This is a genomic window from Limosilactobacillus alvi (assembly GCF_016900115.1).
GTDB lineage: Bacteria > Bacillota > Bacilli > Lactobacillales > Lactobacillaceae > Limosilactobacillus > Limosilactobacillus alvi.
On the sequence record NZ_JACJJQ010000005.1, the window covers coordinates 32,762 to 57,523 of the forward strand.

The 24,762-nt window shown below is 42.0% G+C and carries 20 protein-coding genes; 11 read left to right on the plus strand and 9 right to left on the minus strand.

Annotated features, from left to right (window positions below):
* The first annotated feature begins 351 nt into the window (after positions 1-351).
* The 3 genes from H5993_RS01730 to thrS all read left to right on the plus strand — a co-directional run bounded on the left by H5993_RS01730 (position 352) and on the right by thrS (position 3,730).
* Positions 352-1,104, plus strand: coding sequence for a hypothetical protein (locus H5993_RS01730; protein WP_204775991.1), 753 nt, complete (start codon positions 352-354; stop codon positions 1,102-1,104).
* 61 nt (positions 1,105-1,165) lie between these two features.
* The gene (locus H5993_RS01735; RefSeq protein WP_180871071.1) at positions 1,166-1,375 is read left to right on the plus strand and encodes a hypothetical protein; all 210 of its coding nucleotides are present in this window, start codon (positions 1,166-1,168) and stop codon (positions 1,373-1,375) included.
* A gap of 546 nt (positions 1,376-1,921) precedes the next feature.
* Positions 1,922-3,730 carry a threonine--tRNA ligase gene (gene thrS / locus H5993_RS01740; RefSeq protein WP_204775992.1) on the plus strand — a complete coding sequence of 603 codons (1,809 nt, stop codon included), beginning with the start codon at positions 1,922-1,924 and terminating at the stop codon, positions 3,728-3,730.
* A 147-nt stretch (positions 3,731-3,877) separates the two neighbouring features.
* Here the strand turns inward: thrS and lepB are convergent, their stop codons facing one another.
* The 9 genes from lepB to rpmH all read right to left on the minus strand — a co-directional run bounded on the left by lepB (position 3,878) and on the right by rpmH (position 13,972).
* Positions 3,878-4,486, minus strand: coding sequence for a signal peptidase I (gene lepB, locus H5993_RS01745; protein WP_180871076.1), 609 nt, complete (start codon positions 4,484-4,486; stop codon positions 3,878-3,880).
* Between the two features lie 64 nt (positions 4,487-4,550).
* On the minus strand, positions 4,551-6,095 hold the full coding sequence (locus H5993_RS01750) for a UDP-N-acetylmuramoyl-L-alanyl-D-glutamate--2,6-diaminopimelate ligase (protein WP_204775993.1): 1,545 nt from the start codon (positions 6,093-6,095) through the stop codon (positions 4,551-4,553).
* A 110-nt stretch (positions 6,096-6,205) separates the two neighbouring features.
* Positions 6,206-8,119 carry an asparagine synthase (glutamine-hydrolyzing) gene (gene asnB / locus H5993_RS01755; protein WP_204775994.1) on the minus strand — a complete coding sequence of 638 codons (1,914 nt, stop codon included), beginning with the start codon at positions 8,117-8,119 and terminating at the stop codon, positions 6,206-6,208.
* Between the two features lie 137 nt (positions 8,120-8,256).
* Positions 8,257-10,179, minus strand: coding sequence for a tRNA uridine-5-carboxymethylaminomethyl(34) synthesis enzyme MnmG (mnmG, locus tag H5993_RS01760; RefSeq protein ID WP_204775995.1), 1,923 nt, complete (start codon positions 10,177-10,179; stop codon positions 8,257-8,259).
* 7 nt (positions 10,180-10,186) lie between these two features.
* Positions 10,187-11,575, minus strand: a complete 1,389-nt coding sequence (mnmE, locus tag H5993_RS01765) for a tRNA uridine-5-carboxymethylaminomethyl(34) synthesis GTPase MnmE (RefSeq protein WP_204775996.1) — start codon at positions 11,573-11,575, stop codon at positions 10,187-10,189.
* 168 nt (positions 11,576-11,743) lie between these two features.
* On the minus strand, positions 11,744-12,511 hold the full coding sequence (gene jag / locus H5993_RS01770; protein WP_204775997.1) for an RNA-binding cell elongation regulator Jag/EloR: 768 nt from the start codon (positions 12,509-12,511) through the stop codon (positions 11,744-11,746).
* Between the two features lies 1 nt (position 12,512).
* Positions 12,513-13,346 (minus strand): YidC/Oxa1 family membrane protein insertase, encoded by an 834-nt coding sequence (locus tag H5993_RS01775; RefSeq protein WP_204775998.1) that lies wholly within the window; start codon positions 13,344-13,346, stop codon positions 12,513-12,515.
* A 24-nt stretch (positions 13,347-13,370) separates the two neighbouring features.
* A complete protein-coding gene (gene rnpA, locus H5993_RS01780; RefSeq protein WP_180871089.1) occupies positions 13,371-13,715 on the minus strand; it encodes a ribonuclease P protein component in 345 nt (114 codons plus the stop codon).
* 122 nt (positions 13,716-13,837) lie between these two features.
* Positions 13,838-13,972 (minus strand): 50S ribosomal protein L34, encoded by a 135-nt coding sequence (gene rpmH, locus H5993_RS01785; RefSeq protein ID WP_006917488.1) that lies wholly within the window; start codon positions 13,970-13,972, stop codon positions 13,838-13,840.
* A 503-nt stretch (positions 13,973-14,475) separates the two neighbouring features.
* Between rpmH and dnaA the strand changes: the two genes are divergently transcribed.
* From dnaA to rpsF, 8 genes are all read left to right on the plus strand, one after another.
* Positions 14,476-15,813 carry a chromosomal replication initiator protein DnaA gene (gene dnaA, locus H5993_RS01790; RefSeq protein ID WP_180871090.1) on the plus strand — a complete coding sequence of 446 codons (1,338 nt, stop codon included), beginning with the start codon at positions 14,476-14,478 and terminating at the stop codon, positions 15,811-15,813.
* Positions 15,814-15,990: 177 nt separating this feature from the next.
* On the plus strand, positions 15,991-17,130 hold the full coding sequence (dnaN, locus tag H5993_RS01795; protein ID WP_204775999.1) for a DNA polymerase III subunit beta: 1,140 nt from the start codon (positions 15,991-15,993) through the stop codon (positions 17,128-17,130).
* Between the two features lie 245 nt (positions 17,131-17,375).
* Positions 17,376-17,597 carry a S4 domain-containing protein YaaA gene (gene yaaA / locus H5993_RS01800; RefSeq protein WP_180871094.1) on the plus strand — a complete coding sequence of 74 codons (222 nt, stop codon included), beginning with the start codon at positions 17,376-17,378 and terminating at the stop codon, positions 17,595-17,597.
* Between the two features lie 2 nt (positions 17,598-17,599).
* The gene (recF, locus tag H5993_RS01805) at positions 17,600-18,721 is read left to right on the plus strand and encodes a DNA replication/repair protein RecF (RefSeq protein ID WP_204776000.1); all 1,122 of its coding nucleotides are present in this window, start codon (positions 17,600-17,602) and stop codon (positions 18,719-18,721) included.
* A gap of 23 nt (positions 18,722-18,744) precedes the next feature.
* Positions 18,745-20,697: a DNA topoisomerase (ATP-hydrolyzing) subunit B gene (gene gyrB, locus H5993_RS01810; RefSeq protein WP_204776001.1), complete on the plus strand. Its 1,953-nt coding sequence runs from the start codon at positions 18,745-18,747 to the stop codon at positions 20,695-20,697.
* Positions 20,698-20,721: 24 nt separating this feature from the next.
* Positions 20,722-23,229 (plus strand): DNA gyrase subunit A, encoded by a 2,508-nt coding sequence (gyrA, locus tag H5993_RS01815; protein WP_204776002.1) that lies wholly within the window; start codon positions 20,722-20,724, stop codon positions 23,227-23,229.
* A gap of 129 nt (positions 23,230-23,358) precedes the next feature.
* Positions 23,359-24,261: a LysR family transcriptional regulator gene (locus H5993_RS01820; protein ID WP_204776003.1), complete on the plus strand. Its 903-nt coding sequence runs from the start codon at positions 23,359-23,361 to the stop codon at positions 24,259-24,261.
* A 208-nt stretch (positions 24,262-24,469) separates the two neighbouring features.
* On the plus strand, positions 24,470-24,760 hold the full coding sequence (gene rpsF / locus H5993_RS01825; protein ID WP_180871102.1) for a 30S ribosomal protein S6: 291 nt from the start codon (positions 24,470-24,472) through the stop codon (positions 24,758-24,760).
* The last annotated feature ends 2 nt before the right edge of the window (positions 24,761-24,762 follow it).

A 24,762-nucleotide genomic window follows, 5' to 3' on the forward strand; every position in this document is an offset into this window, starting at 1 on the left:
TAGTAATAATCAACGATATGGCAAGGCGCATGATGCTGTTGGCGGATCATATTACCAACCGCAAAGTAGGCTAACTTCCGGGCAATTGGATTTTGTCACTCAATTTAATTGGATATTACTCAGTAAATTATGATAAAACTGTCTTAGAAATCGCTGATAATTTTTCCTTTAATTTTGAAACCTCCTAGCTTTTTAAGAAAAACTAGGGGGTTTTTCAAAAATTCTTCATCCTTCTTTATTAGAATTTGAAGTTAGTCAACTTTAATTGAAAAAAATGATCGTTATTTTTCAACTATGGAAGCATAATGCTATAATTGAAACAACCAAATTAATGAAAAAGAGGTGAATACCTTGAATAATGATAATGAAAAAAAGCGTTTGAGCCGGGTCGACCTCTATGATAGCCCGGAACATAAACGTGCCCACCAACAAAAAAAGAAGAAACCGTTAATTCTCCATTTTAATGATCGCGATACTCCATCTTCAAAACAGCCTGTCCCAGGTACTCGGGCAGCCTTACGGATGGAAGAAAACGAGCAACGGGCTAATCGTAAAAAAAACCATCGCCAACCAACGATTGTTACCACTACTAAACATAAAAGGCACCACTTAAAATTTACTGGTGGTAAAGGTCACCATCGAATTTACAAAGCAGTCTTAGGTATCGCCGTTGCTGCCCTAGTAATTTTCTTTATCACCTTCCTTATTAAGCAACAAAATCCAGTAAGCACAAGCAGTGACTCAACCGTTTCAACGAGCTCCTCACATAAAAAGAGCTCTTCTAGTAGCTCAAGTAGTAAAAAGAAGCACAAGCATCATTCAAGTAGTTCGACAACTTCGTCAACGGGAACCGATGATATCCAATCAACTTACGAGCTTCGTAATAATTCCACTCAACGATCAACAAATACCAATTCAACGACCAACACTAATACCAATAATGGCAATACTAACAACACTGACACTCAACAAAAACAATCTAGTCAAGCAAGTTCAACAACAACTACCAACAATAATTCTAATAACAACAGCACTCCATCAAACGCCAATAGTACGCAAACTAGTAGTGGTGCCAATAGTACTAATGCTAGTCAAACCAATTAAATAAATTTAACTTTCTAACCGATAAGTGTTACCATAAAGGTTGAAAGGAAGCGTATTACTTATGGAAATTAACGCAGATGCTTTAAAGAATTTTGAAAATTCAAAGTTTGATTTTGTGGACGCAAATGGAAAAGCTGTTGATTTCAATAACCTTGACGAAAATGGTAAGTATACTCTTCGAGACGGTGAAACAATCGTTGAAGACAATATGCATGCAAAGGATGTTGTTGAAACTATCAATAATGAATACGGGAAAGAATTGGCAGTTTAATTTCCCGGGAAATACTAATTGAAAGTAGGGAGAGGCCGGGAAGAAACATGAGTTTCTTTCTGGCCTCTTTTTCATCTCCCAATGTTACTCAGCAACTACGATCAGGTAGGACTTTCTTACAAGCGGTATGATCTGCGTGAGCTCACGAACGACAGTAAATTTTCTCTGGTTACCTTATCTATAAGGATCGTCCTTTTTAATACGTCACCATCGAGAATTTTCCTGCTCTCTTTTTATTATCAACGCTTGACACTAAGGTTTAAAATGCTATAATCAGCATTAATTGAAGGACATGTTAGTTTTGGATTCCTATTCAGGGAGCGGTTCCTAGGCTGGAAGAACCGTTAGGACCATTGCTAGTACCACCTTCGTCTTTGACACCGAAATAAGGTGCTCCGGGTCGTGACCGTTATCCACCATTGAGAAGGTTTTTTGTGAACCTTAAATTTGGGTGGAACCACGCTGAGTTTTGTTAACCAACGTCCCTTAGATCGTTTTATCGATCTGAGGGACGTTTTTTATTTTTATCAAAGGAGAGATTGATACATGGCACAAGTTGCAGTAATGACCCCAGATGGTCAAGTTGAAAAAATTGAACGGGACGGCAATGACAAAGCCCTTACCGCCTTACGTCAAATGGCTGCTTTGATGTTGAAAGCCGCTTTAATTAAGGAATTTGATGGGATTCGCCTTGGCGCTTCTGTTGCCGAAGACGACCAATTCTACGTTGACTCTGACAAGGATGACCAACAAGTTTCCGCTGACGAATTAGCTGGTCTGGAAGCCGCCATGAAGCAAATTGCTAAGGATGGCTTAAAGGTTGAATTCGCTGAAGTTGCTTTGGATGATGCCTTAGCCACTGCCGGTGACGACCAATTTACTAACGAACTCCTAAAGGAACACGCCCAAGACGGCAAGGTAGCCATGTACAAGCTGGGTGATGTTGCAATCATCGCTAATGCCCCAATCTTGGTTTACGCAAACGTAGTTAAGCACTACAAGCTCTTATCCGTTGCCGGAGCTTATTGGAAGGGGATGTCCTCTAATCCAATGCTTCAACGAATTTACGGGACGGTCTTCTTTAACAACGATGACCTTGACGCTGATCTCAAAGCTCGTCAAGAAGCTAAGGAACGCGACCACCGGGTTATTGGGAACCAACTTGACCTCTTCTTCGTTGATCCTAAAGTTGGTGCTGGTTTACCATATTGGATGCCTAAGGGTTCTACCATTCGGCGGACAATCGAACGTTACATTATTGACCGGGAAGTCGCTGACGACTACGAACACGTTTACACCCCAGTTTTAATGAACCTGGATGCTTACAAGACATCTGGTCACTGGCAACACTACCGCGACGACATGTTCCCACCAATGGACATGGGTGATGGTGAAATGCTTGAATTACGGCCAATGAACTGCCCATCCCATATTCAAGTTTACAAACACCACATTCGTTCCTACCGGGATCTTCCACTTCGTATTGCTGAACTTGGAATGATGCACCGTTACGAAAAGTCCGGGGCCCTTTCTGGTTTGCAACGGGTTCGTGAAATGACCTTGAACGACGGTCACACCTTCGTTGCTTTGAACCAAATTCAAGATGAATTTGCCAAGATCTTAAAGTTGATCATGAGTGTTTATCGTGACTTCGACATTACGGACTACACTTTCCGGCTTTCCTACCGGGATCCTAAGAACACGGAAAAGTACTACGCTAATGACGAAATGTGGGAACAAGCCCAAAAGATGTTAAAGGGTGCTATGGACGACCTTGGCCTTGATTACTACGAAGCTGAAGGGGAAGCTGCCTTCTACGGTCCAAAGCTTGATATTCAAACTAAGACGGCCCTTGGTAACGAAGAAACGATGTCTACCATCCAATTAGACTTCATGTTGCCAGAACGGTTTGACCTTCACTACGTTGGGGAAGATGGTAAGCAACACCGGCCAGTTATGATCCACCGGGGAGTTGTCGGGACGATGGAACGGTTCATCGCTTACTTAACGGAAATCTATAAGGGAGCCTTCCCTACTTGGCTAGCACCACAACAAGTAACGATCATTCCGGTTTCTGATGACAAGCATGGTGAATACGCCGACAAGTTAGCTGCCCAAATGAAGGCCGCTAACATCCGAGTTAAGGTTGACCACCGGAACGAAAAGATGGGTTACAAGATTCGGGAAGCTCAAACCCAAAAGGTTCCTTACACCTTAGTTGTTGGGGACGATGAAATGGCTAATGAATCAGTTTCTGTTCGGAAGTACGGTGAACAAGACCAAATTAGCATGAGCAAGCAAGCCTTCCTTGATGAAATCTTGCAAGACATTGCTAACTACTCCCGGGAAAACTAAATTCTCAACCGTAGTTACTGTATACTAAAAAGAGGGAGCCAGGAAGAAACAAGAGTTTCTTCCTGGCTCCCTCTTTCATCTCCGAATATTACACAGAAACTATGCGGTCAAGGCAATACTGCCTTCCTTATCCTTTCCAGATCTTATCTAATTAGCTTGGAAATAATGCTTCCACTCATCATTAACGTTGCTCTTTTTAGTCTGATTTCCTGACCAGAAACCAACATGCACAACTCCAAGAAGCTTACTCTTTGGAACAAAACCATAGTACCGACTATCGTTAGAAACGCTCCGGTGATCCCCAAGAACAAAGTATTCTCCAGCTGGCACCTTTGTTGTGCCACTATTCTTTAGCCAACTATTCTGAACGGAAATTGACTTTAACGTCCAATTCCCAGTTCCTTCTTTCCGCTGATACTTATTAATATAGCTTTGCCGAACTAACTTGCCATTAACATAGAGTTTCCCATTCTTCGCTTCAACCGTATCCCCAGGTAAGCCAATTACCCGCTTAACGTAGTAAGTCTTCTGGGAAACTTGTGGATCAACACCATTAGCATCAAAGACAACCACACTTCCCCGGTGGATCTTTGCTTGTTTCCAAGTGATGACTCGTTCATTGTTTTGTAAATTTGGGAGCATTGACGGTCCATCAACCCGAACTGGCTGTAATACAAAGGCCCGGATTAAAAAGGCAATTAATAATCCAATTACCACTGGGATAACCCAGCTCATAACCTGTTTAAATGCTTTCATAAAGTTTTCTCCTCGTCCATTTTAACTCATCTTTTATGATAGCCTGATCAGCCTAATTTAACCACTATTTTTTTGGTTGTGCTCCTAGTTTTTCGATTACTTGCTTAGCAACTACCAAGTCACTCGGGTAAGGTAAGTCTTGGCCCTTAACCTTTTGGTAGGCATCAGCCCCTTTCCCAGCAATTACTACCATATCATTTTTACTCATCGTAATGGCCTTTTCAATTGCTGATGCCCGATCAGCAATATATTCAACGTGACCAACTTGATCATGATCAATATGGCGGTCAATTTCTTCGGCAATTGCTTTCGGATCTTCGAATCCAGGATCATCAGTGGTCAAAATTACGTAATCAGCCCGTTCTTCGGAAAGCGCCTTACCAAAGCCTTGTCGCCGCGAAATTCCTTTATCCCCAGTTGCCCCGAGAACGACAATTACTCGATCTTCTTTCGTTTGAGTTTGGGCCCGTAAAAAAGCCACCAACCGCTTTACACTGGCGTAATCATGGGCGTAGTCAATGTAAACTGTGCCGTGGCCCTTAGTTGGTAAAACTTCCATCCGACCTGGAATGTGAGTCTGCTTTAAGGCCGCTTGAATCATTGGTGCCGTGGCCCCGGCTAAACCAGCTGAAATAATCGCTGCCGTGGCATTACCTTCATTGTAGTCACCAGGAACACTTGCTACGTATTCACCAGTTAAAGCCAATTCTTGGGCCTTTTGACTCTTAGCTTGTAATTCAAATTTTGATTCTGCCAGGTTACTTTCCAAAGAATGATAAACAAAGTCCACCCCTGGTTGTTCGGTTTGACTAAAGACAAAAATCTTATCTGGATCCGTGGTTGCCTTCGCTGCTTGGAGTAATTGATCAAAAACTTCAATTTCCCGGTTAATGATGCAGACCTTGGCATTTACCAACAGTTGTTCCTTGCAATACAAATAGTTTGCAAAGGTTGGATGTTCATTACGACCAATGTGGTCTGGGCTGATGTTAAGGAAGATCCCAACATCAAATTTTAATCCGTAGACCCGGTTCTTTAAGTACGACTGGGAGGAAACTTCCATTACTAAATGGTTCATCCCATTATCAACGGCTTCCCGCATATCCGCAAATAAATCCATCGACTCGGGAGTGGTTAACTTCGACTTAAAGGTTTGATCAGGTTTGGGGCCTAAAACCGTATTTAAAGTCGAAATTAAAGCGGTCTTCTTTGCCGTACTCGTTTCTAAAGCATTCGTCGTAAAGTAAGCGGTAGTTGTTTTCCCCTTGGTACCTGTAATTCCAATCACAAAAAGTTCATTTTGTGGATAATCGTAAAAAGCCGCTGATAATAATGCCATTGCCTTTTGATCATCTTTGACTATAATCCCGGTTACTGGCTGATCGTAAGCTTGCATAGCGACATAAGCAACCGCCCCTTTTTCGACGGCAAGAGCTAGGTATTGAGGTTGAAAACCAACCCCCTTACAGAAAAAGAGGGTGTTAGCTGTCTTTACCTTCCGCGAATCATACTCAACCGCTTGAAACTCGGTTGCATTTTGATTAACAACTGTAACTAAGAGATCGTGCTCTTTCAATAAAGCTACGGCCTCCGTTAGGGTTAAACTCATTGGATCAATTCCTCCGCTTGTTAAATTCACTAATTTTAATTTTACAACATTTAACCAATAAAATAAGCCCTGCTAACTCGACTTTCGACCTTAGCAGGGCTTTATTTAAATTAGGCTTTAGCACCAGCCTTAACTAAGTTAACTTCTTCGTGGGGGTTAAAGTTATCAATAAAGTAAAGCTTGTACCAAACTAGGAAGGTGTAGATCGTCCAAATCTTCCGTCGATCATCGGTCTTACCTTCAAAGTTATCTTGGGCCATCTTCAAAATCTTTTCTTGATCAAAGAATTCACTAACGAAGTCTTGCTTCAAAATTTCAACAATTTCTTCGTAGAAGTCCTTTTGCCGTAACCATTCACGGACAGGTACTGGAAAACCAAGTTTTTCCCGTGTTGCCCATTCTTCTGGTAAGTGGCGGTTCGCTGCCATCCGGAAAGCCCACTTCGTTCCTTGATCAGTCATCAAATACTTGGCTGGGGTGTGGCCAGCAACCTTCATCATTTCCTTATCTAACAATGGTACCCGGAGTTCCAAGGAGTTGGCCATACTCATCTTGTCGGCCTTTAATAAGATGTCACCTGGCATCCATTGGTGAATATCTAAGTATTGTTTCTTCGAAAGTTCTGGTACGTCTCGATCATCAATTTTATCGTAGGTCTTATCGACGATCGCTTGAACACTTGGCGCATCGTTAAATTCGGGTTGTAAAATAGCTTCGGCTTCTTCAGGAGTGAAGACCCGGGCTTGCCCAATAAAGGAATCCCGTGCGGCTGCTAGGTTATTGTACATGTGTAAACGACCATGGAAGTTCTTATGGTGCTTTAACCAGTTGGCAATCTTTTGCCGCTTAGCCTTTGGAAGCTTTTTTAATTGATCGGTTAACCACTTAATTGCCTTGGAGTTAGTGTTGTAACCATAAGCTGTATAACCAGCAAATAGTTCATCGGCCCCTTCCCCAGACAACATTGCCTTGTAACCGTTGTCCTTTGCTAGCTTCGTCAAGAAGTACAATGGGACTACCGATGGATTAGAATCTGGTTCATCTAAATAGTATTGAATTAATGGGAACTTATGGAAAGCTTCATCATTTGTCAACTTAGCATCGGTATTCTTTAAGTTTAATTTTGCCGCTAATTCCCGGGCTTGTTTGGTTTCATCATATCCTTGGTCAAACCCAATTGAGAAGGTTTCGTCTGGGCGCATCATCGCCGTAACGTAACTTGAATCGACCCCGGCTGATAAGAAAGAACCAACCTTAATCCCATCGTCAGCGAAAGAGTGGGCCTTAACGGATTCGGAAACTGCCGCCTCAATCTTATCAACGGCTTCATCAAAACTTTCATCATCCGCATCAAATTCCGCATCCCAGTATTGCTTCATGGTGAACTTTCCATCCTGGTAGTGGAAAAAGTGGCCTTCTGGCAACTTGTAAATGCCCTTAAAGAAAGTTTCGTCAGTTGCTGGGTATTGGAAAGTCATGTATGGCTTTAAGGCCTTTTTATTTAATTGTTTTTCAAAATTTGGGTGGTCAAGGAATGACTTAATTTCTGACCCCACAAAGAAGGTCCCATTCATTTTACCGTAGTAAAGTGGCTTGATGCCAAAGTGGTCCCGGGCCCCAAAGAGTTCTTGCTTTTCCCGATCCCAAATCAAGAAAGCAAACATCCCCCGCAACCGCTTCGTAACATCTTCACCCCATTCTTCATACCCATGAAGAATAACTTCTGTATCAGCGTGGGTGGAGAAATGGTGGCCCAAGTTAATTAATTCTTCCCGAAGGGGCCTAAAATTATAGATTTCACCATTAAAGGTGATTGCCATTGAGTCGTTTTCGTTAAAAATTGGTTGATTCCCACTCTTAACATCTACAAAACTTAACCGGCGGAATCCCATCGCAACCCCTTCGTCAACAAAGTGGCCGGAGTCATCTGGCCCCCGGTGAATAATTCGGTTCATCATCGTTTGGATTAAACTATCCTTCACTTGTGGCGCTTCATTGTCCACAAACGTAACGATTCCACACATTAAATTTCAACTCCCATTCACTCAAATTTACGTTAACCCTTAAAAGCCAATCATAACCGTTTTTTAGATATGCTTCAATCAATTTTTCAATTCTTTACTTGATCTTTGCATATTTTAACCTGGTTCTTAGTTGGTATCTACTTTTTAGTTTCTGTCTTCTTGTGGCCTTGCTGGACGTAGACACTCAAAATTGCCAAGTCGGCTGGGTTAACCCCGGAAATCCGGGAAGCTTGGGCTAAGGTCTCTGGTCGAATCTTTTCCAACTTTTGCCGGCCCTCGGTTGCTAAACCGTCAACTCGGCTGTAGTCGATGTTAGCCGGAATCTTCTTCGCTTCCATCCGCTTTAAACGGTTAACCTTAACCTCTTCTTTCTTGATATAACCTTCGTACTTCAGTTGAATTTCAACCTGTTCCTTTGCTTGCCGATCAAGTGGTTTGGCTGGTGCATCAATAAAGTCCATTAAACGATCATATGTTACATATGGCCGCTTTAAGAAGGCCGCTGCCGTTAAGGAATCCTTTAAGGCATGATCACCATGAGCTTGGATAAAGTCATCGGCGGCGGAACCCGGCTTAATCCGGATATTACCCAACCGATCAATTTCTGATCTTACTGTAGCCTTCTTTACTTCCATCTTTGCCAGACGCTCATCGGAAACTAAGCCAAGGTCATGCCCTTTTTCCATCAAGCGGAAATCGGCATTATCGTGCCGTAGAATCAACCGGTATTCGGCCCGACTAGTTAAAAGTCGGTATGGTTCTTTCGTTCCCTTCGTAACTAAGTCATCAATCATAACCCCGATGTAGGCATCAGAGCGCTTTAAAACAAATGGTTCCTTGCCAAGGGCCCGCCGACCAGCGTTAATCCCGGCAATTAAACCTTGACCCGCAGCTTCTTCATAGCCAGAAGTACCATTGGTTTGTCCGGCCGTATAAAGATTCTTTACCAACTTGGTTTCAAGAGTTGGATGCAATTGATGCGGGGCTACCACGTCATATTCAATTGCGTAACCTGGTCGCATCATTTCAACCTTTTCTAGCCCCTTAATCTGGTGCAAAATTTTTTGTTGGATTTCTTCTGGGAAAGAAGTTGAAAGACCGTCAACGTAGTATTCGTCAGTATCACGTCCTTCTGGTTCTAAGAAGAGTTGGTGGCGGTCCTTATCCGCAAACCGAACAACCTTATCTTCAATTGATGGGCAATAACGTGGCCCAACCCCTTCGATCACCCCAGAGAACATTGGGGCCCGATCAAGATTATCTCGAATAATTTGGTGCACCGTTGGGTTGGTATAAGTTAACCAACAAGAAAGTTGATCCTTAACTGGGAGATAGGCACTATCCGGAGTATCAAAACTAAAGTGGTGTGGCGTTTCATCCCCCGGTTGTTCCTCAGTTGCCGCATAGTCAATTGTATTTCCGTTAACCCGTGGTGGCGTCCCGGTCTTAAACCGTTCAAGTTCAAAGCCAAGCCGTTCTAAGGCTTCAGAAAGTTTTACTGCTGACTTTGAATTGTTTGGACCTGATTCATATTGAAGTTCCCCAATAATAATCTTGCCTCGAGCGGCCGTCCCAACCGTTAAAACAACTGCTTTGGCATGGTACCGAGCCCCAGTATTGGTAATCACCCCTTTGCATATGCCATCTTCAACAATCAGATCATCAACCGTTGCTTGGCGAAGCGTCAAGTTAGGTTCTTTTTCAATAGTTAACTTCATTTGTCGGTGGTAAGCATGCTTATCAGCCTGCGCCCGCAATGCCCGGACTGCCGGACCCTTCCCGGTGTTTAACATCCGCATTTGAACATAGGTCTTATCAATGTTATGGCCCATTTCCCCCCCAAGGGCATCAATTTCACGGACTACAATCCCCTTAGCTGGTCCCCCCAAAGAAGGATTACATGGCATAAAGGCGACCATTTCCAAACTAATGGTTACTAATAAGGTCTTATTCCCCATCCGGGCCGCTGCTAAAGCCGCTTCGCTACCAGCATGGCCAGCTCCAACTACAATGACATCGTAACTTCCAGCTTCATATTGCTTTGCTTCTGAAACTTGCATAATTCCCCTACTTTCCTAAGCAGAATTGACTGAAGAGTTGATCTAACAACTCATCTTGGTAACTATCCCCGGTAATTTCGCCTAAAAGATCCCAACACCGGGTCATATCAATTTGGACCAGATCAACTGGCATCCCATCAGCTAACCCCTTCAAAACGTCGTCTAAGGCTTCCTTTGCTTGGTGTAACAAACCAATATGCCGGGCGTTTGTTACCATTACATCCCCTTGATGACTTTCAATTCCTTGATTAAAGAAGAGATGAGCAATTGTTTCGCCCAATTGGTCTACCCCAGTATGATCAGTAATTGATGTCTTAATTAATGGTGTATCACCCAACATTGCCTTTAATTGATTGGCATCAACTTTAGTCGGTAAATCGGTCTTATTTAAAATCACAATTCGGGACTTCTTTTCGGTTGCCGTTAACAATTGTTGGTCTTCTCCCGTTAATTCCCGCGAAGCATCGATTAACAAGAGAACTAAATCCGCCGCGTTTAAGGCCTGCCGACTTCGTTCAACCCCAATTTTTTCAACTTGATCATCGGTTTTACGAATTCCGGCAGTATCAATCAAACGTAAGGGAACACCATTAACGTTGACATATTCTTCGATCACATCCCGAGTTGTTCCCGCTACACTAGTAACGATTGCCTTATCTTCATGTAGCAAGGTGTTTAATAAACTAGACTTACCAACATTTGGCCGGCCAATAATTGCCGTCGCTAAGCCGTCCCGTAAAACCTTGCCTTGCTTAGCTGATTGCAACAAAGCGACTAAGTGTTGTCGCACTTCAGTTGCCTTTTCTTTTAACATTTGGCTAGTCATCTCTTCGACCGCATCATATTCTGGATAATCAATGTTCACTTCAACTTGAGCTAGCACATCTAAGATATCCTGTCGTAGCTTTTTAATTAAACGGGAAAGGTCACCATCTAATTGGTTCAAAGCAACTTGCATTGATTGATCAGTTTTTGCCCGTATCAAGTCCATTACCGCTTCGGCTTGGGAAAGGTCTAACCGCCCGTTCAAAAAGGCCCGCTTAGTAAATTCCCCGGGTTCCGCTAACCGTGCTCCGTGACTCAAAACTAATTGGAGGGTCCGATTAGTTGCTAGTAACCCCCCGTGGCAATTAATTTCAACAACGTCTTCTTTAGTGTAGGTTTTCGGCGCTAACATTACCGAAACCATCACTTCGTCAACTTCTTCTTGCGTCTCAGGATCGATAATATGACCGTAATTAATGGTATGGCTAGCAACCTTCGTAAGGTCCCGATCTTTAACAAGTTGATTAGCAACCTGTAGGGCATCACTTCCACTAATCCGGATTATCGAAATTCCACCTTCGCCGGCCGGCGTCGAAATAGCCGCAATCGTATCAAACTCTGAATTTGCCACTATTATCTTCCTTTCTGCTAATAAAAAAAGTGCTCATCCCCAGCCAACTGAACTACTCAGTTACCATGGTCAAAGCACTTTCACTACTCTAACGAATTGATCCGATTTATTTTTAACACCGTTATTTTAGTAATGTCCCTTGGAAAAGTCAAGCCTTACGTTTTAGGGCTATTTAGAGGCAATCACAATACTCCGATACGGTTCGCGACCGTGAGAATATGTCTTAACTAACGGTTCTTTTTCAAGCATTTGGTGAAGAAATTTCCGTTCGCGAGCTGGCATTGGATCAAGAAAAACAGCCTGGTGACTAGCGATTACCCGGGTAACGCTTTGCTGACCTAGTTTAGTTAACGCTCGTTTACGCCGTTCCCGATAATCCCCAACATTTAACCATACCTGCGGATCCTTAACACCATGATAAATTAAGAACGTGGTCGCCACGACCTCCATGGCGTTAAGCCGCCGCCCATGATACCCAACGACTTTTCCAGGTTCTGCCGTCGTTAGATCAATTTTTAAATCGTGAACGGTTTGTTGTGTAATTTGAGGCTGAACTTCGACGCCCAATTGCTTAAAAACATCAATTAGGTAATCAACCAAAGCTAAACTTTCCGTCTTCATTTTGGCCAAATTAGCTTCATAATGCCGTTTGTTTTCTAACTGTTCTCGTTCCTTATCAGTTAGTGATTGAACTGTTTCCGCTTCATCCCTTGAACTAGGCTTTAGGGGAGTCAGAACTGGTTTATGATCACTTTTGATCACCGATAAGGTTATCGGCTTGGTTGCTTCAATAATTGCTGGCTGTCGAAATAAGCCCAACCATCCCTTTTTAGGGGCTTGAATTAATTTAAAAGTTAGTTTATCAACGGTACATCCCAGCTGAATAGCAGCGGCGGCCTTTGCTTGCTCAACCGTTTTGCCTTCAAATCTTGCCATCTTACCGCTTCTTACCCCGGTAAGCATTCTTCTTCGCATGGGCCAACTTATTCTTTTGCCGCCGTTCCTTTCGTTGCTTTTCTTCCCGTTCTCGTTTGATCTTGAATGGATTTTGCAACAACAGCGTTTGAACAACTTGGAAGGCATTGGTAACTACCCAGTAAAGGGTAATAGCAGCTGAGAAGTTTAAAGCCATTACAAAGATCATAATCGGCATTACATATGTCATCGTAGTCGACATACTGTTCTTTTCAGGTAAAGAAGCCATCGACAACCAGGATGAAATAAAAGTAAATAAGGCCGCTAAGATTGGTAAAACAAAGTAAGGATCAGTATGTCCTAGTTGTAACCAAAGGAAAGACCCTGTCTTTAATTCTGGTGTCCGCCAGATAGCTTGATATAAAGCCCACATAATTGGCAGTTGAACCAATAACGGCAACATTGAAGCAAATGGATTAACCCCCGCTTCTTTGTATAGTTTTTGTTGTTCAACTTGCATCTTTTGCAGCGAGTCCCGATCCCGGCCAGGATACTTTTTTTGCAAGGCCTTTAATTGTGGTTGCAATTCTTGCATCCGTAACATCGACTTTGTTTGGTAATGCATCAATGGCAAAATCAAAACCCGGACTAAGATCGTAAAAATAATGATCCCCATTCCGTAGCCACCAAAGTGCTTAGCAAGCCACAAAATAAATTGCGAACCATTATACACAATATAGTGATCCCAAATTCCCGTACTATGACTAGTAACCGGCTTATTTGAGCAGGCAGCTAAAATTAGCGTTAAGAGCCCTATTCCCGACAAACTTAGGGCTTTTTTCGTATGCTTTTTCAAACTTCAATCCTCGCTTTATCTTTATTATTCCTCAACTAATAGGTTAGCCATTTTCAAAGCATGAACTAAATTCTTTTTTACTTCCGCCATTTCTAATCCGTGAGCAGCTGGTCGCGCAATAACTAAAAAGTCAACTTCCGATTTTAATTGGGGCTTAACTTCTAATAAAGTCTGCCGAATTCGCCGTTTAATCCAGTTACGATTAACCGCATTTCCAACTTTCTTTCCCACTGAAATTCCAACTCGGAAATGAGGCTGCCCGGGCTTGGCCATTTGGTAAATAATGAATTTCCGGTTCGCTACAGATTGATGTGTCTCAAATACCCGTTGAAATTCGCTTTCCTTTTTAACCCGATATGATTTTCGCATTTTTTTGCTCCCGTTTGTATTAAAAAAGGGCTGGACGCATGACGGCTATCAGTCATAGCCTTAGCAGACGCCCTGCCCCCTAAAATTTTTAAAAAAGCCACTAATTTAATAGTGGCCTCAAACTATGCAGATAATACCTTGCGGCCCTTTTGACGGCGGCGAGCTAATACCTTGCGACCGTTGCTAGTGCTCATCCGAGCGCGGAAGCCGTGAACACGAGCGCGGTGACGCTTCTTTGGTTGGAATGTACGCTTCATTGATTTGCACCTCCTCGTAAATTGTTTTTATTTCTTTACTTTAAGTCCAAAAAGACAAACTCTTTAAACATACTGTAGAAGTATATCACACTTTTTTCTTAGAAGAAACCTTCATCCTGCGGAAAAATTTTTTAGTTTTCCACAGTTTTATCCAAATAATCCACAGCGTTGTTTTTTATTTTCGAATGTTTTTTAGTTTTCCACCGTCTTTTCCAAAGGATTTTTAGTTTACACACCCTTGTGTTTTAAGTTATCCACAAGGATGTGTAAAACTCCTTGAATTTCTTTAGCAGTAAGTATTAGGAGTTGTGTATATCCCCATTTTCTTGTGGATAACTCAAAGTTAAACTTCACTTTTCCTCAAATTCACTGACTTGTGGAAAAATTCCACACAGCGTTGTGCTTTTTGGGGATATATTTTTTAACCGCCTGTGGAAAACTTTTAAAACAAATGCTAAAATATCGTTTGGTTTTATGATTATCCACAGTGAGGAGGAATAATTTTGACTGAGCTCTCTTCTCTTGAATCTCTTTGGGAAGCGGTCCAGAACACGTTTAAGCAGACCATTACTGGTCCAACTTATGAAAACGTTGTTGCTCCGGCAAAAGCTGATTCTCTCTCTAACCACCAATTAACCGTTGTTGTACCAACGGAATATCACCTTGATTGGTGGCAACGGAGCTTAAATACGCAGCTTAAGCACATTTTGCGGGAACAAACTGGCCAAGATATTGAACCGCGGTATGTCTTAACTAAAAACTTAATTAACAAGTCAACGACTACATCAACGACTGCCGCTACCCCAACGTTTCAAGAACAAACCCCACTCAATCCTGAGTATACTTTCGAAACTTTTGTTGAAGGGCGGAGTAATCAATTTGCCTATGCATCGGCTTACGCTGCTTCCGAACAACCGGGTGGCCTTTACAATCCCCTTTTAATCTATGGAGGAGTTGGTCTAGGAAAAACCCACTTAATGCAAGCAATTGCTAATAATATGTTGATTCATAATCCAAACGCGAAGATCAAATATGTTACTAGCGAAAACTTTATGAATGACTATATTAATTCAATTAAAAACCGGACCCAAGAAGAATTCCGGCGCGAATATCGTGACTTAGATGCCCTTTTAGTTGATGATGTGCAATTTTTAGCTTCAAAAAACGAAACTGAATTAGAATTTTTCAATACTTTCAATGTTTTGCACGATAATAGTAAACAAATTGTTTTAACTGCCGATCAAAACCCGAAAGAAATTCCAAATTTAACAGAACGGTTGGTATCCCGCTTTGTTTGGGGACTAACTGTTGAAATTACTTCCCCGGGACTAGAAACCCGGATTGCCATTCTTAACCGCAAAGCAGAAGAAGAAAATATCCAAGGCGTACCTAGTGAAGTCCTCAACTACATTGCAACTAAGATCAATACCAATGTGCGAGAGCTCGAAGGGGCTTTAATGCGGGTACGAGTATATGCCCAATTACACAACACCCCAATTACTACGGCAATTGCTGCCGAAGCCTTACAAGGAATTGGTGATGCCCCAACAACCGCCTTAACAATCGATTTAATCCAGAAAAAAGTAGCTAATTTCTACGGTATTACGCAAGCAGATATTACTGGTAAAAAACGGGTTAAAACCATTGTTATTCCGCGCCAAATTGCGATGTACCTTTCTCGTGAGTTAACTGATAATTCCCTCCCTAAAATTGGGAAAGAATTCGGTGGTAAAGACCACACAACGGTTTTACATGCAATTGACAAAATTGAAAAACAATTGCAAGCTGACTCCCAGTTACAAAATGATATTAAAAACTTAAAGGCCGCTTTAACCCCTTAAATTATCTTGGTTGTGGAAAACTCTGAATTCATCCCCAGCTTTTCCACAATTTATCCACATGCTAAATATCCTATATTCTCAACTGTTTCTTTTACTTTTCCACAGTCTCCACAGGACCTACTACTACTACTAAACTATATATATACATTAATATTTATTTATACTTTGGAGGAAACTATGAAATTTTCCATTAAGCGATCAGCATTTATTAATGAACTAGCAAATGTTTTACGAGCAATTTCATCAAAAACAACAATTCAAATTCTAACCGGGTTAAAGTTAGTTGCTACGGATAATGAATTAATCCTAACCGGTAGTAACTCAGATATTACAATCCAGTCAACTCTTTCAACTAGCAATGGAGCTTTGGAATTAATAATTGAAGAACCAGGTGCCATTGTTTTACCTGCACGTTTCTTCAACGAAATCATCAAAAAATTGCCTGACAATAAGGTTACGTTAGAAGTAAAAACTGGTTTTCAAGCTAATATTATTTCTGGATCCGCAGAATTTACAGTTAATGGCCAAGATGCTAACAACTACCCACATTTACCAGAAATGGAAAGCAATGAAAACGTCCAAATCGCACCAGACTTACTTCGCGAAGTAATTGATCAAACTCGGATTGCCGTTTCTAAACAAGAAAGTAGACCAATTTTAACGGGAATCCACGTTCTACTTACGAGTAATCAATTAACGGCAATCGCAACAGATAGCCACCGTTTAGCTCAACGCAAAGTAACCTTACCAGAAACGGTTGAAGTACCAGCCGATGTGGTTATTCCAGGGACTAGTATGACTGAACTAGCACGGATGATCGTTGATCAAAATGAGGCCATTGAATTACAAATCGCTGAAAACATGGTGCTTTTTAAATTTGGCCATACCTTGTTCTATTCACGGCTGTTAGAAGGGAATTATCCAGAAACGAGTCGGCTAATTCCAGACACTTCAACCACTGATCTTGAAATTGATGCTACCACGCTATTAAATGCTATTTCACGGGCATCTTTACTTTCTCATGAAGGTCGGAATAATGTGATAAAACTCACTCTAAATCCAGAACAAAAATTAGTTAAAATTAGTGGTGACTCGGCTGATGTTGGGAATGTTGAAGAGGAATTAACATTTGAAAGCCTCGATGGTGATGAACTGGCAATTTCATTTAACCCAGATTACATGGGAGATGCATTGAAGTCATTTGGTGGAATCAAAGTTAAGTTAGCTTTTAATTCACCACTTCGGCCATTTACTTTGGTTCCAGCAGATGATGAAGTTAACTTCGTGCAATTAATTACCCCAGTTCGGACATTCTAAATTAGGGTAGGTCGTAGTTGCTGAATAACCTTCGGAGATGAAAGAGGGGGCAAGAAACTTGAGTTTCTTGCCCCCCTTTTTTCATCAAACGATTTTAAATGTAGCTACGGCCGTTTTACATCACTAAAGGCAAAAATCATTCAACCACCAAAAAATAGCTGAGAAGCGCTTAAAACGGTCATATATTTGTATTTGCCCCTTAAAACGGCTATAATGTAAAGGTGTTTAAAGTGTAGGTGAAAAGATTGGAAAAAGAAGTAACATTTAAGATTGATCGTCCATTTATTACCCTTGGTCAACTGCTTAAGGAAGAGGGGATTATCCCAACGGGCGGTGCAGCAAAATGGTTTTTAAAAGAGCAGACAGTTACTGTGAATGGTCAACCGGAAGACCGGCGGGGGAAAAAGTTATATCCTGAGGACGAAGTTATAGTAACTGGGATTAGAAAAATTATAATTTTGGGTTAGCAATGCTACTAAAGGAAATGGAACTTCGGCACTTTCGCAATTATGATCATTTGGAAGTGACCTTTACCCCTGGAGTAAATGTCTTAATTGGTGAAAACGCTCAGGGTAAGACCAACCTTTTAGAAGCAATTCACTATTTAGCGTTAGTCCGAAGCCATCGGACAAATAAGGATAAAGAATTGGTAGAATGGCACGCTCAAAATGCAATTCTTAAGGGCAAAGTTGAGCGGCAAACGGGGACGGTTCCCCTTGAAATTCAGCTTGGTAAAGAGGGAAAACAGGTTAAAGTAAATCATCTTCCCCAAAGTCGGCTTTCAACTTATATCGGAAATTTAAACGTCGTCTTATTTGCTCCCGAAGATTTGGCTTTAGTAAAAGGGGCACCAGCCTTGCGACGACAATTTATGAATGTCGAGTTTGGCCAGATAAGTAGTCGTTATTTATATAACTTAAGCCACTTTAACGATGCTCTTTATCAACGAAATCAGTATTTAAAGCAATTGAGAAGTCGGCAAGCTACCGACCGGATTCTTTTGGAAGTTTTGTCCGACCAGTTGGCGACTTTTGGTAGTGAAGTAACTGCAGTTCGTTATCGCTTGGTGAAACGATTAGAACAGTGGGCCCAACCGCTTCACGAAGAAATCTCGCAACAAAAAGAAAAATTACAGCTGAAATATGTTAGTTCATTAATGATTGACGATCAAAGTGAAGTTGCAGACTTACAAGAGCAGCTCCAAACATTATTGCGAATAAACATTGAAAAGGAGATTGCCGCTGGAACTACCTTAGTTGGTCCTCAACGTGATGATCTGCATTTTTTAGTTAACGACAATAACGTTCAACATTTTGGTTCCCAAGGACAACAAAGAACAACGGCACTAGCGGTTAAATTAGCCGAAATTGACTTAATGCAGGAACAGACCGGCGAATATCCCCTTTTGCTTCTGGATGACGTTCTTTCGGAATTAGATAATGATCGGCAGACTCATTTATTAACGGCAATTCAAGATAAGGTTCAGACATTTTTAACGACAACGAGTTTGAGTGGGGTTGCGCGACAATTAATTAAAGCGCCAACGATTTATCAAATTCATCATGGTCAATTGTCTACAGTTGCAAATTAGTGCATGGATAGGGAGGAAACAGCGTGAGTCAAGAAGAATTAGCAGAAAAAAAGGCCGAATTAGCAAGTGAATATGATGCTAGTCAAATTCAAGTTCTGAAGGGACTAGAAGCTGTTCGAAAACGGCCGGGGATGTATATTGGATCAACGACAGTTCAGGGTTTGCATCATCTTGTTTGGGAAATTGTCGATAATGGAATCGATGAAGCCTTGGCTGGCTTTTGTGATGAAATTAATGTCATCGTTGAACCTGATAATAGCATTACCGTAGCTGATAATGGTCGAGGAATTCCGGTTGATATTCAAAAGGAAACGGGGAAACCCGCTCTTGAAACCGTCTTTACGGTTCTTCATGCTGGCGGTAAGTTTGGTAACGGTGGTTATAAGGTTTCTGGGGGTCTCCACGGGGTTGGGGCTTCAGTTGTTAATGCCCTTTCAACGGAACTTGACGTTACGGTTACCCGGCAGGGTAAACGGTACCAAATGGACTTTAAGCGGGGCCATGTTAACCATCCAATGAAGATAGTGGCAGAAGGCCTTCCGGAAACCGATCATGGGACGGTAGTTCACTTTAAGCCAGATCCGGACGTTTTCAAGGAAACAACTGTTTATAATATTAAAACCTTAACAGATCGGATTCGGGAACTTGCCTTTTTGAATAAGGGCCTGAAGATCACGATTGAGGATAAGCGGCCAGCTGAATCAACGAAGGATGAATTTCACTATGAAGGTGGAATTCGACATTATGTTGAATATTTGGATGAAGGCCATGATGTCCTTTTTGATCCCCCAATTTACGTTGAAGGAACTAGCAATGGGATCACGGTTGAAGTTTCCTTGCAATACACCGATGATTACCGAAATAATCTCCTGACCTTTACTAACAATATCCATACCTATGAAGGTGGGAGCCACGAAACTGGTTTTAAGACCGCTTTAACGCGGGTGATTAACGACTATGGGAAAAAGTCTGGTCAGCTGAAGGGAAATAACGCCACTCTTTCTGGGGATGATGTTCGAGAAGGTTTAACGGCGGTTGTTTCAATTAAGCATCCAAACCCGCAATTTGAAGGACAAACCAAGACCAAGTTAAGTAACTCGGATGCAAGGACGGCAACCGATCGAATTTTTAGTGAAACTATGACCCGGTTTATGATGGAAAATCCGGAAGTTGCTCACAAGATTGTTGATAAAGGGTTGCTAGCTTCTAAAGCCCGGGTAGCAGCTAAGCGGGCTCGAGAAGTTACCCGGAAAAAGAGTGGGTTGGAAATCTCTAACTTACCGGGGAAACTTGCGGACAACACTAGTAAAGATCCCAATATCTCGGAATTATTTATTGTCGAAGGGGACTCTGCTGGTGGGAGTGCTAAGCAGGGGCGTTCCCGGTTAACTCAAGCAATTTTGCCAATTCGGGGGAAGATTTTAAACGTCGAAAAGGCTAGCTTAAACCGGGTGCTTGCTAATGATGAAATTCGGTCCCTCTTTACGGCCCTTGGAACGGGCTTCGGGGAAGACTTTGATGTTTCAAAGGCTAACTACCACAAGTTGATTATTATGACGGATGCCGATGTCGATGGGGCACACATTCGGACCCTTTTACTAACCCTCTTCTATCGGTTTATGCGGCCAATGATTGAAAATGGATACGTTTATATAGCTCAACCACCGCTATACCAAGTTCGGCAAGGTAAGTTTGTGAAGTACATTGATTCGGATGAAGAATTAGAGCAGGTTGTAAATTCGCTTCAGCCAAGTCCAAAACCTGTTATCCAACGCTACAAGGGGCTTGGTGAAATGGACGCTGAACAACTTTGGGAAACGACGATGGACCCAGAAAAACGGCGATTATTACGAGTTAAGCTTGATGATGCCAAAGCAGCCGATGAAATTTTCCAAATGCTGATGGGAACCAAAGTTGGTCCGCGGCGGGAATTCATCGAAAAAAACGCCACCTTTGTTAAGAACTTAGACCTGTAAGCAACGAGAAGAGGAGGATGAATAGTGGCACAAGAAGATTTGCCAAACCGGATTACTGACGTCAATCTAACGAGCCAGATGCGGAATTCCTTTTTGGATTACGCAATGAGCGTGATTGTTTCCCGGGCTTTACCAGATGTTCGGGATGGGTTAAAGCCTGTACAACGGCGGATCCTATACGGAATGAATGAACTCGGGGTAACTCCTGATAAGCCATATAAGAAGTCAGCCCGGATTGTCGGGGATGTTATGGGGAAATTCCACCCCCACGGTGATTCTTCAATTTATGAAGGACTTGTCCGGATGGCCCAAGATTTTTCCTACCGTTACATGCTAGTTGACGGGCATGGTAACTTTGGTTCTGTTGATGGTGACGGAGCAGCTGCCATGCGGTATACCGAAGCTAAGATGAGTAAAATCGCCGTTGAAATGTTGCGGGATATCAATAAGGATACGGTTGATTTTCAAGATAACTATGATGGAACGGAAAAAGAACCACAAGTTTTACCTTCTCGCTTTCCAAACCTTTTAGTAAATGGGGCTTCTGGGATTGCGGTTGGGATGGCGACCAATATTCCAACCCATAATTTAGGGGAAGTCATTAGTGCTTTACACGTTTTAATGGATAATCCCAATGCTACGACTGAAGACTTGATGAAAGTCTTGCCAGGACCAGACTTTCCAACTGGTGGGGTTGTAATGGGCAAAGCCGGAATTCGGAAGGCTTACGAAACCGGTCAAGGATCAATCGTCGTACGAGCCAAAGTTGAAATTGAAGAAGCCAAGAATGGCCGTCAACGGATCGTGGTTCATGAAATTCCATACATGGTTAATAAGGCCAAGTTAATCGAGCGGATTGCTAGTTTAGCTCGGGAAAAAGAAATCGATGGGATCACCGACGTCAATGATGAAACTGACCGGGAAGGGATGCGAATTGTTATTGATGTGCGGCGTGATGCTAGTGCGGAGGTCATTTTAAATAACCTTTACAAGATGACCTTGATGCAAACGACCTTCAACTTTAACATGTTAGCAATCGTTAATGGGGCACCAAAGATCCTGAGCTTAAAGGAAATCTTACAATACTACTTAGCTCATCAAGAAGAAGTGGTTCGGCGGCGGACCGAGTTCGACTTAAAGAAAGCCCAGAGTCGGTTGCACATTGTCGAAGGGTTGCGAATTGCCCTTGATCACATCGATGAAATCATCAAGATTATTCGGCAATCAGAAACTAGTGAGTTAGCCAAAGAGCAATTGATGAATAACTATGGTCTTTCAGATCGGCAAGCTCAAGCCATTCTTGATATGCGGTTAGTTCGGTTAACCGGTTTGGAACGAGAAAAAATCGAAGCTGAATACAAGAAGCTAGTGGACGCTATCGCTGATTACAAGGATATTTTGGCCCATGCTGAACGGATCCATGCCATTATTTACGATGAATTATTAGAAATTCAAAAGCGGTTTGGGGATCCTCGGCGGACAGAACTTCAAGTTGGCGATATTACTAACTTAGAAGACGAAGACTTGATCGAAGAAGAAGGGATTGTGGTTACCTTAACCCATAATGGCTATATTAAGCGGTTGCCGGTTGATGAATTTAAGTCCCAACACCGTGGTGGTCGTGGTGTTAAGGGGATGGGGGTTCATAATGATGATTTCATTGAACAACTCATCACTAGTTCAACTCATGATAAGCTGCTCTTCTTCACGAATACTGGGAAAGTCTTTGCAATGAAGGGATATGAGGTGCCAGAATATGGTCGCTCAGCCCAAGGAATTCCCGTAATTAACTTATTGGGAATTGACGGGGATGAAAAAATTACTGCTGTGATCAATGTGGAACGGAATGAGGACCATGGCGAACAAGATCTGTTCTTTGCAACGAAGCAAGGGGTTGTAAAACGGACAGCGGTTAATGAGTTTGCAAATATCCGGAGCAACGGTTTGAAGGCCTTGAACTTACATGAAGCCGACGAATTGATTGCGGTCGATATTATTGACCATGATCAAAATATGATTTTGGGAACCCATCTTGGTTATGCAGTTAGTTTTCCAGCCTCAGCGGTGCGGTCGATGGGGCGGTCAGCTGCCGGGGTTCGTGGAGCCCGGCTCCGAGAAGGCGACTACTTGATTGGAGCGGCCCCATTAAATGCTAATAGTCATGTTTTAGTTATCTGTGAAAATGGATATGGTAAACAGACACCGGCAAGCGAATATCCAATTAAGGGTCGTGGTACCATGGGGATTAAGACCGTCAATGTTACCGCAAAGAATGGTCCTTTGGTTGGTTTAACTACCGTTAACGAAGATAAAGATATCATGTTAGTAACTGATAAAGGAGTTATCATTCGCTTTGGGGTCGAAACAGTTTCGGAAACTGGTCGTTCTACAATGGGTGTCCGGTTAATTAAGATGACTGATGACTCGAAGGTGGCCACAATGGCGACTGTTGATAAAGAGGATGATGAAGCTGATGAAGCTGAATCATTAGAGTCAGTAACGGAAGCAGTAACAGAAAAGCCGAAAGATTAATAATTAAAATGAGACGTTGGGTAGGAGAATTCTTACCGGACGTCTTTTTTGATATGATAAAATATTGACAATTATAAAATTCATCGTTTTTTGTTTAAGATGAATATAACTTACGGAAAGGAGAAGAAAATGGCCCAATTTCCATATCAGATTTTTGCGACCGTAGTTGAAGCGGGAAGCTTTGCTAAGGCAGCCGCAAAGTTAAATGTTACGCCAAGTGCAGTTAGTCACGCAGTAAGTCAGTTAGAGCGGGAATTTGGCTTTCCGATCTTTTATCGAGCGCGGGCTGGAGTAACCCTAACGGCAGATGGGGCCCAATTATTACCTTACATTGAAGAAATTTTAAGCTTGGAAATGAATCTATCCCAACGAGTCGAACAGATTCGGGGAGTTAACGCTGGTCAAATTCGAATTGGTGCCTTCAGTAGTATTTGCGTTAGTTGGTTACCTAAAATTATTCAGCAATTTAAAGAACAATATCCAGCCATTGAAGTTAAGATCATTCAAGGTGACTTTAATGAGATCGCTCATCAGACCCAATTAGGCGAACTCGATCTGGGGTTTACCGCCATGCCGGTTTCGGAAAAAGTAACGGTTTACCCATTAATTAATGACCCAATCTATTGTGTAACTCCTGCTGATTTTACGCCGGCTAATGGAGCCACAATTACGGAAAAAGATGTAGCTGGGCAAAAGTTTATTTTGCAACAAATTGACTATGATCGGGATACCAAACTTGTCCTAGATTACTACCGAGTGACCCAAAATTCTTTAACTTTTTCGATCGATGACCAATCAATTTTAGCCATGGTTGAAGCAAAATTAGGTTTTGGGGTGTTACCTAAGTTAGCTTTACAAAAATTAACAGGGCCGGTTAAGATCCATCGCTTCGAAAAAGAATTTCAACGGCACTTAGCACTTGTTGCCAATCGAACCCAAGAAAAAGCACCGGCAACGCAAAAAATGGTAACTTTAATCCATGATTTTTTAGCTAATGAATATGGTAATCAATTAATTTGGCAAAAAAAATAAGATAAAAAATGTAAATTGCCAAAAATTACGTATATATATAATAGGGACCGCAACCCTAGATCACGAAAGTCAATTGTTTTTGAAACTTGTGATTTTTTGAGATTTATGCTAACATATTTGCTTGTGAGTATACGTAATTCGTCTACTCTCCTTGTTCCTTCTAAATTTGTAGGGGAGGAACCAGAGTCCATAAGGAGGTGTAACATTCATGGAAACACGCAAATATGAAATTACTTACATCATTCGTCCTGATATCGAAGAATCAGCTAAGGCAGAATTAGTTGCTCGCTTCGACAAGATTTTGGCGGACAATGGTGCTACGGTCGTTGATTCAAAGGACTGGGATACGCGGCGTTTTGCTTACCCAATCGCTAAGTACACTGAAGGTACTTACCACGTGGTAAACGTTGAAGCTGACTCAGATGAAGCTTTGAATGAATTCAGCCGTTTGGCTAAGTTTAGCGACGACATTCTGCGTCACATGATTGTTAAGCGCTAGGC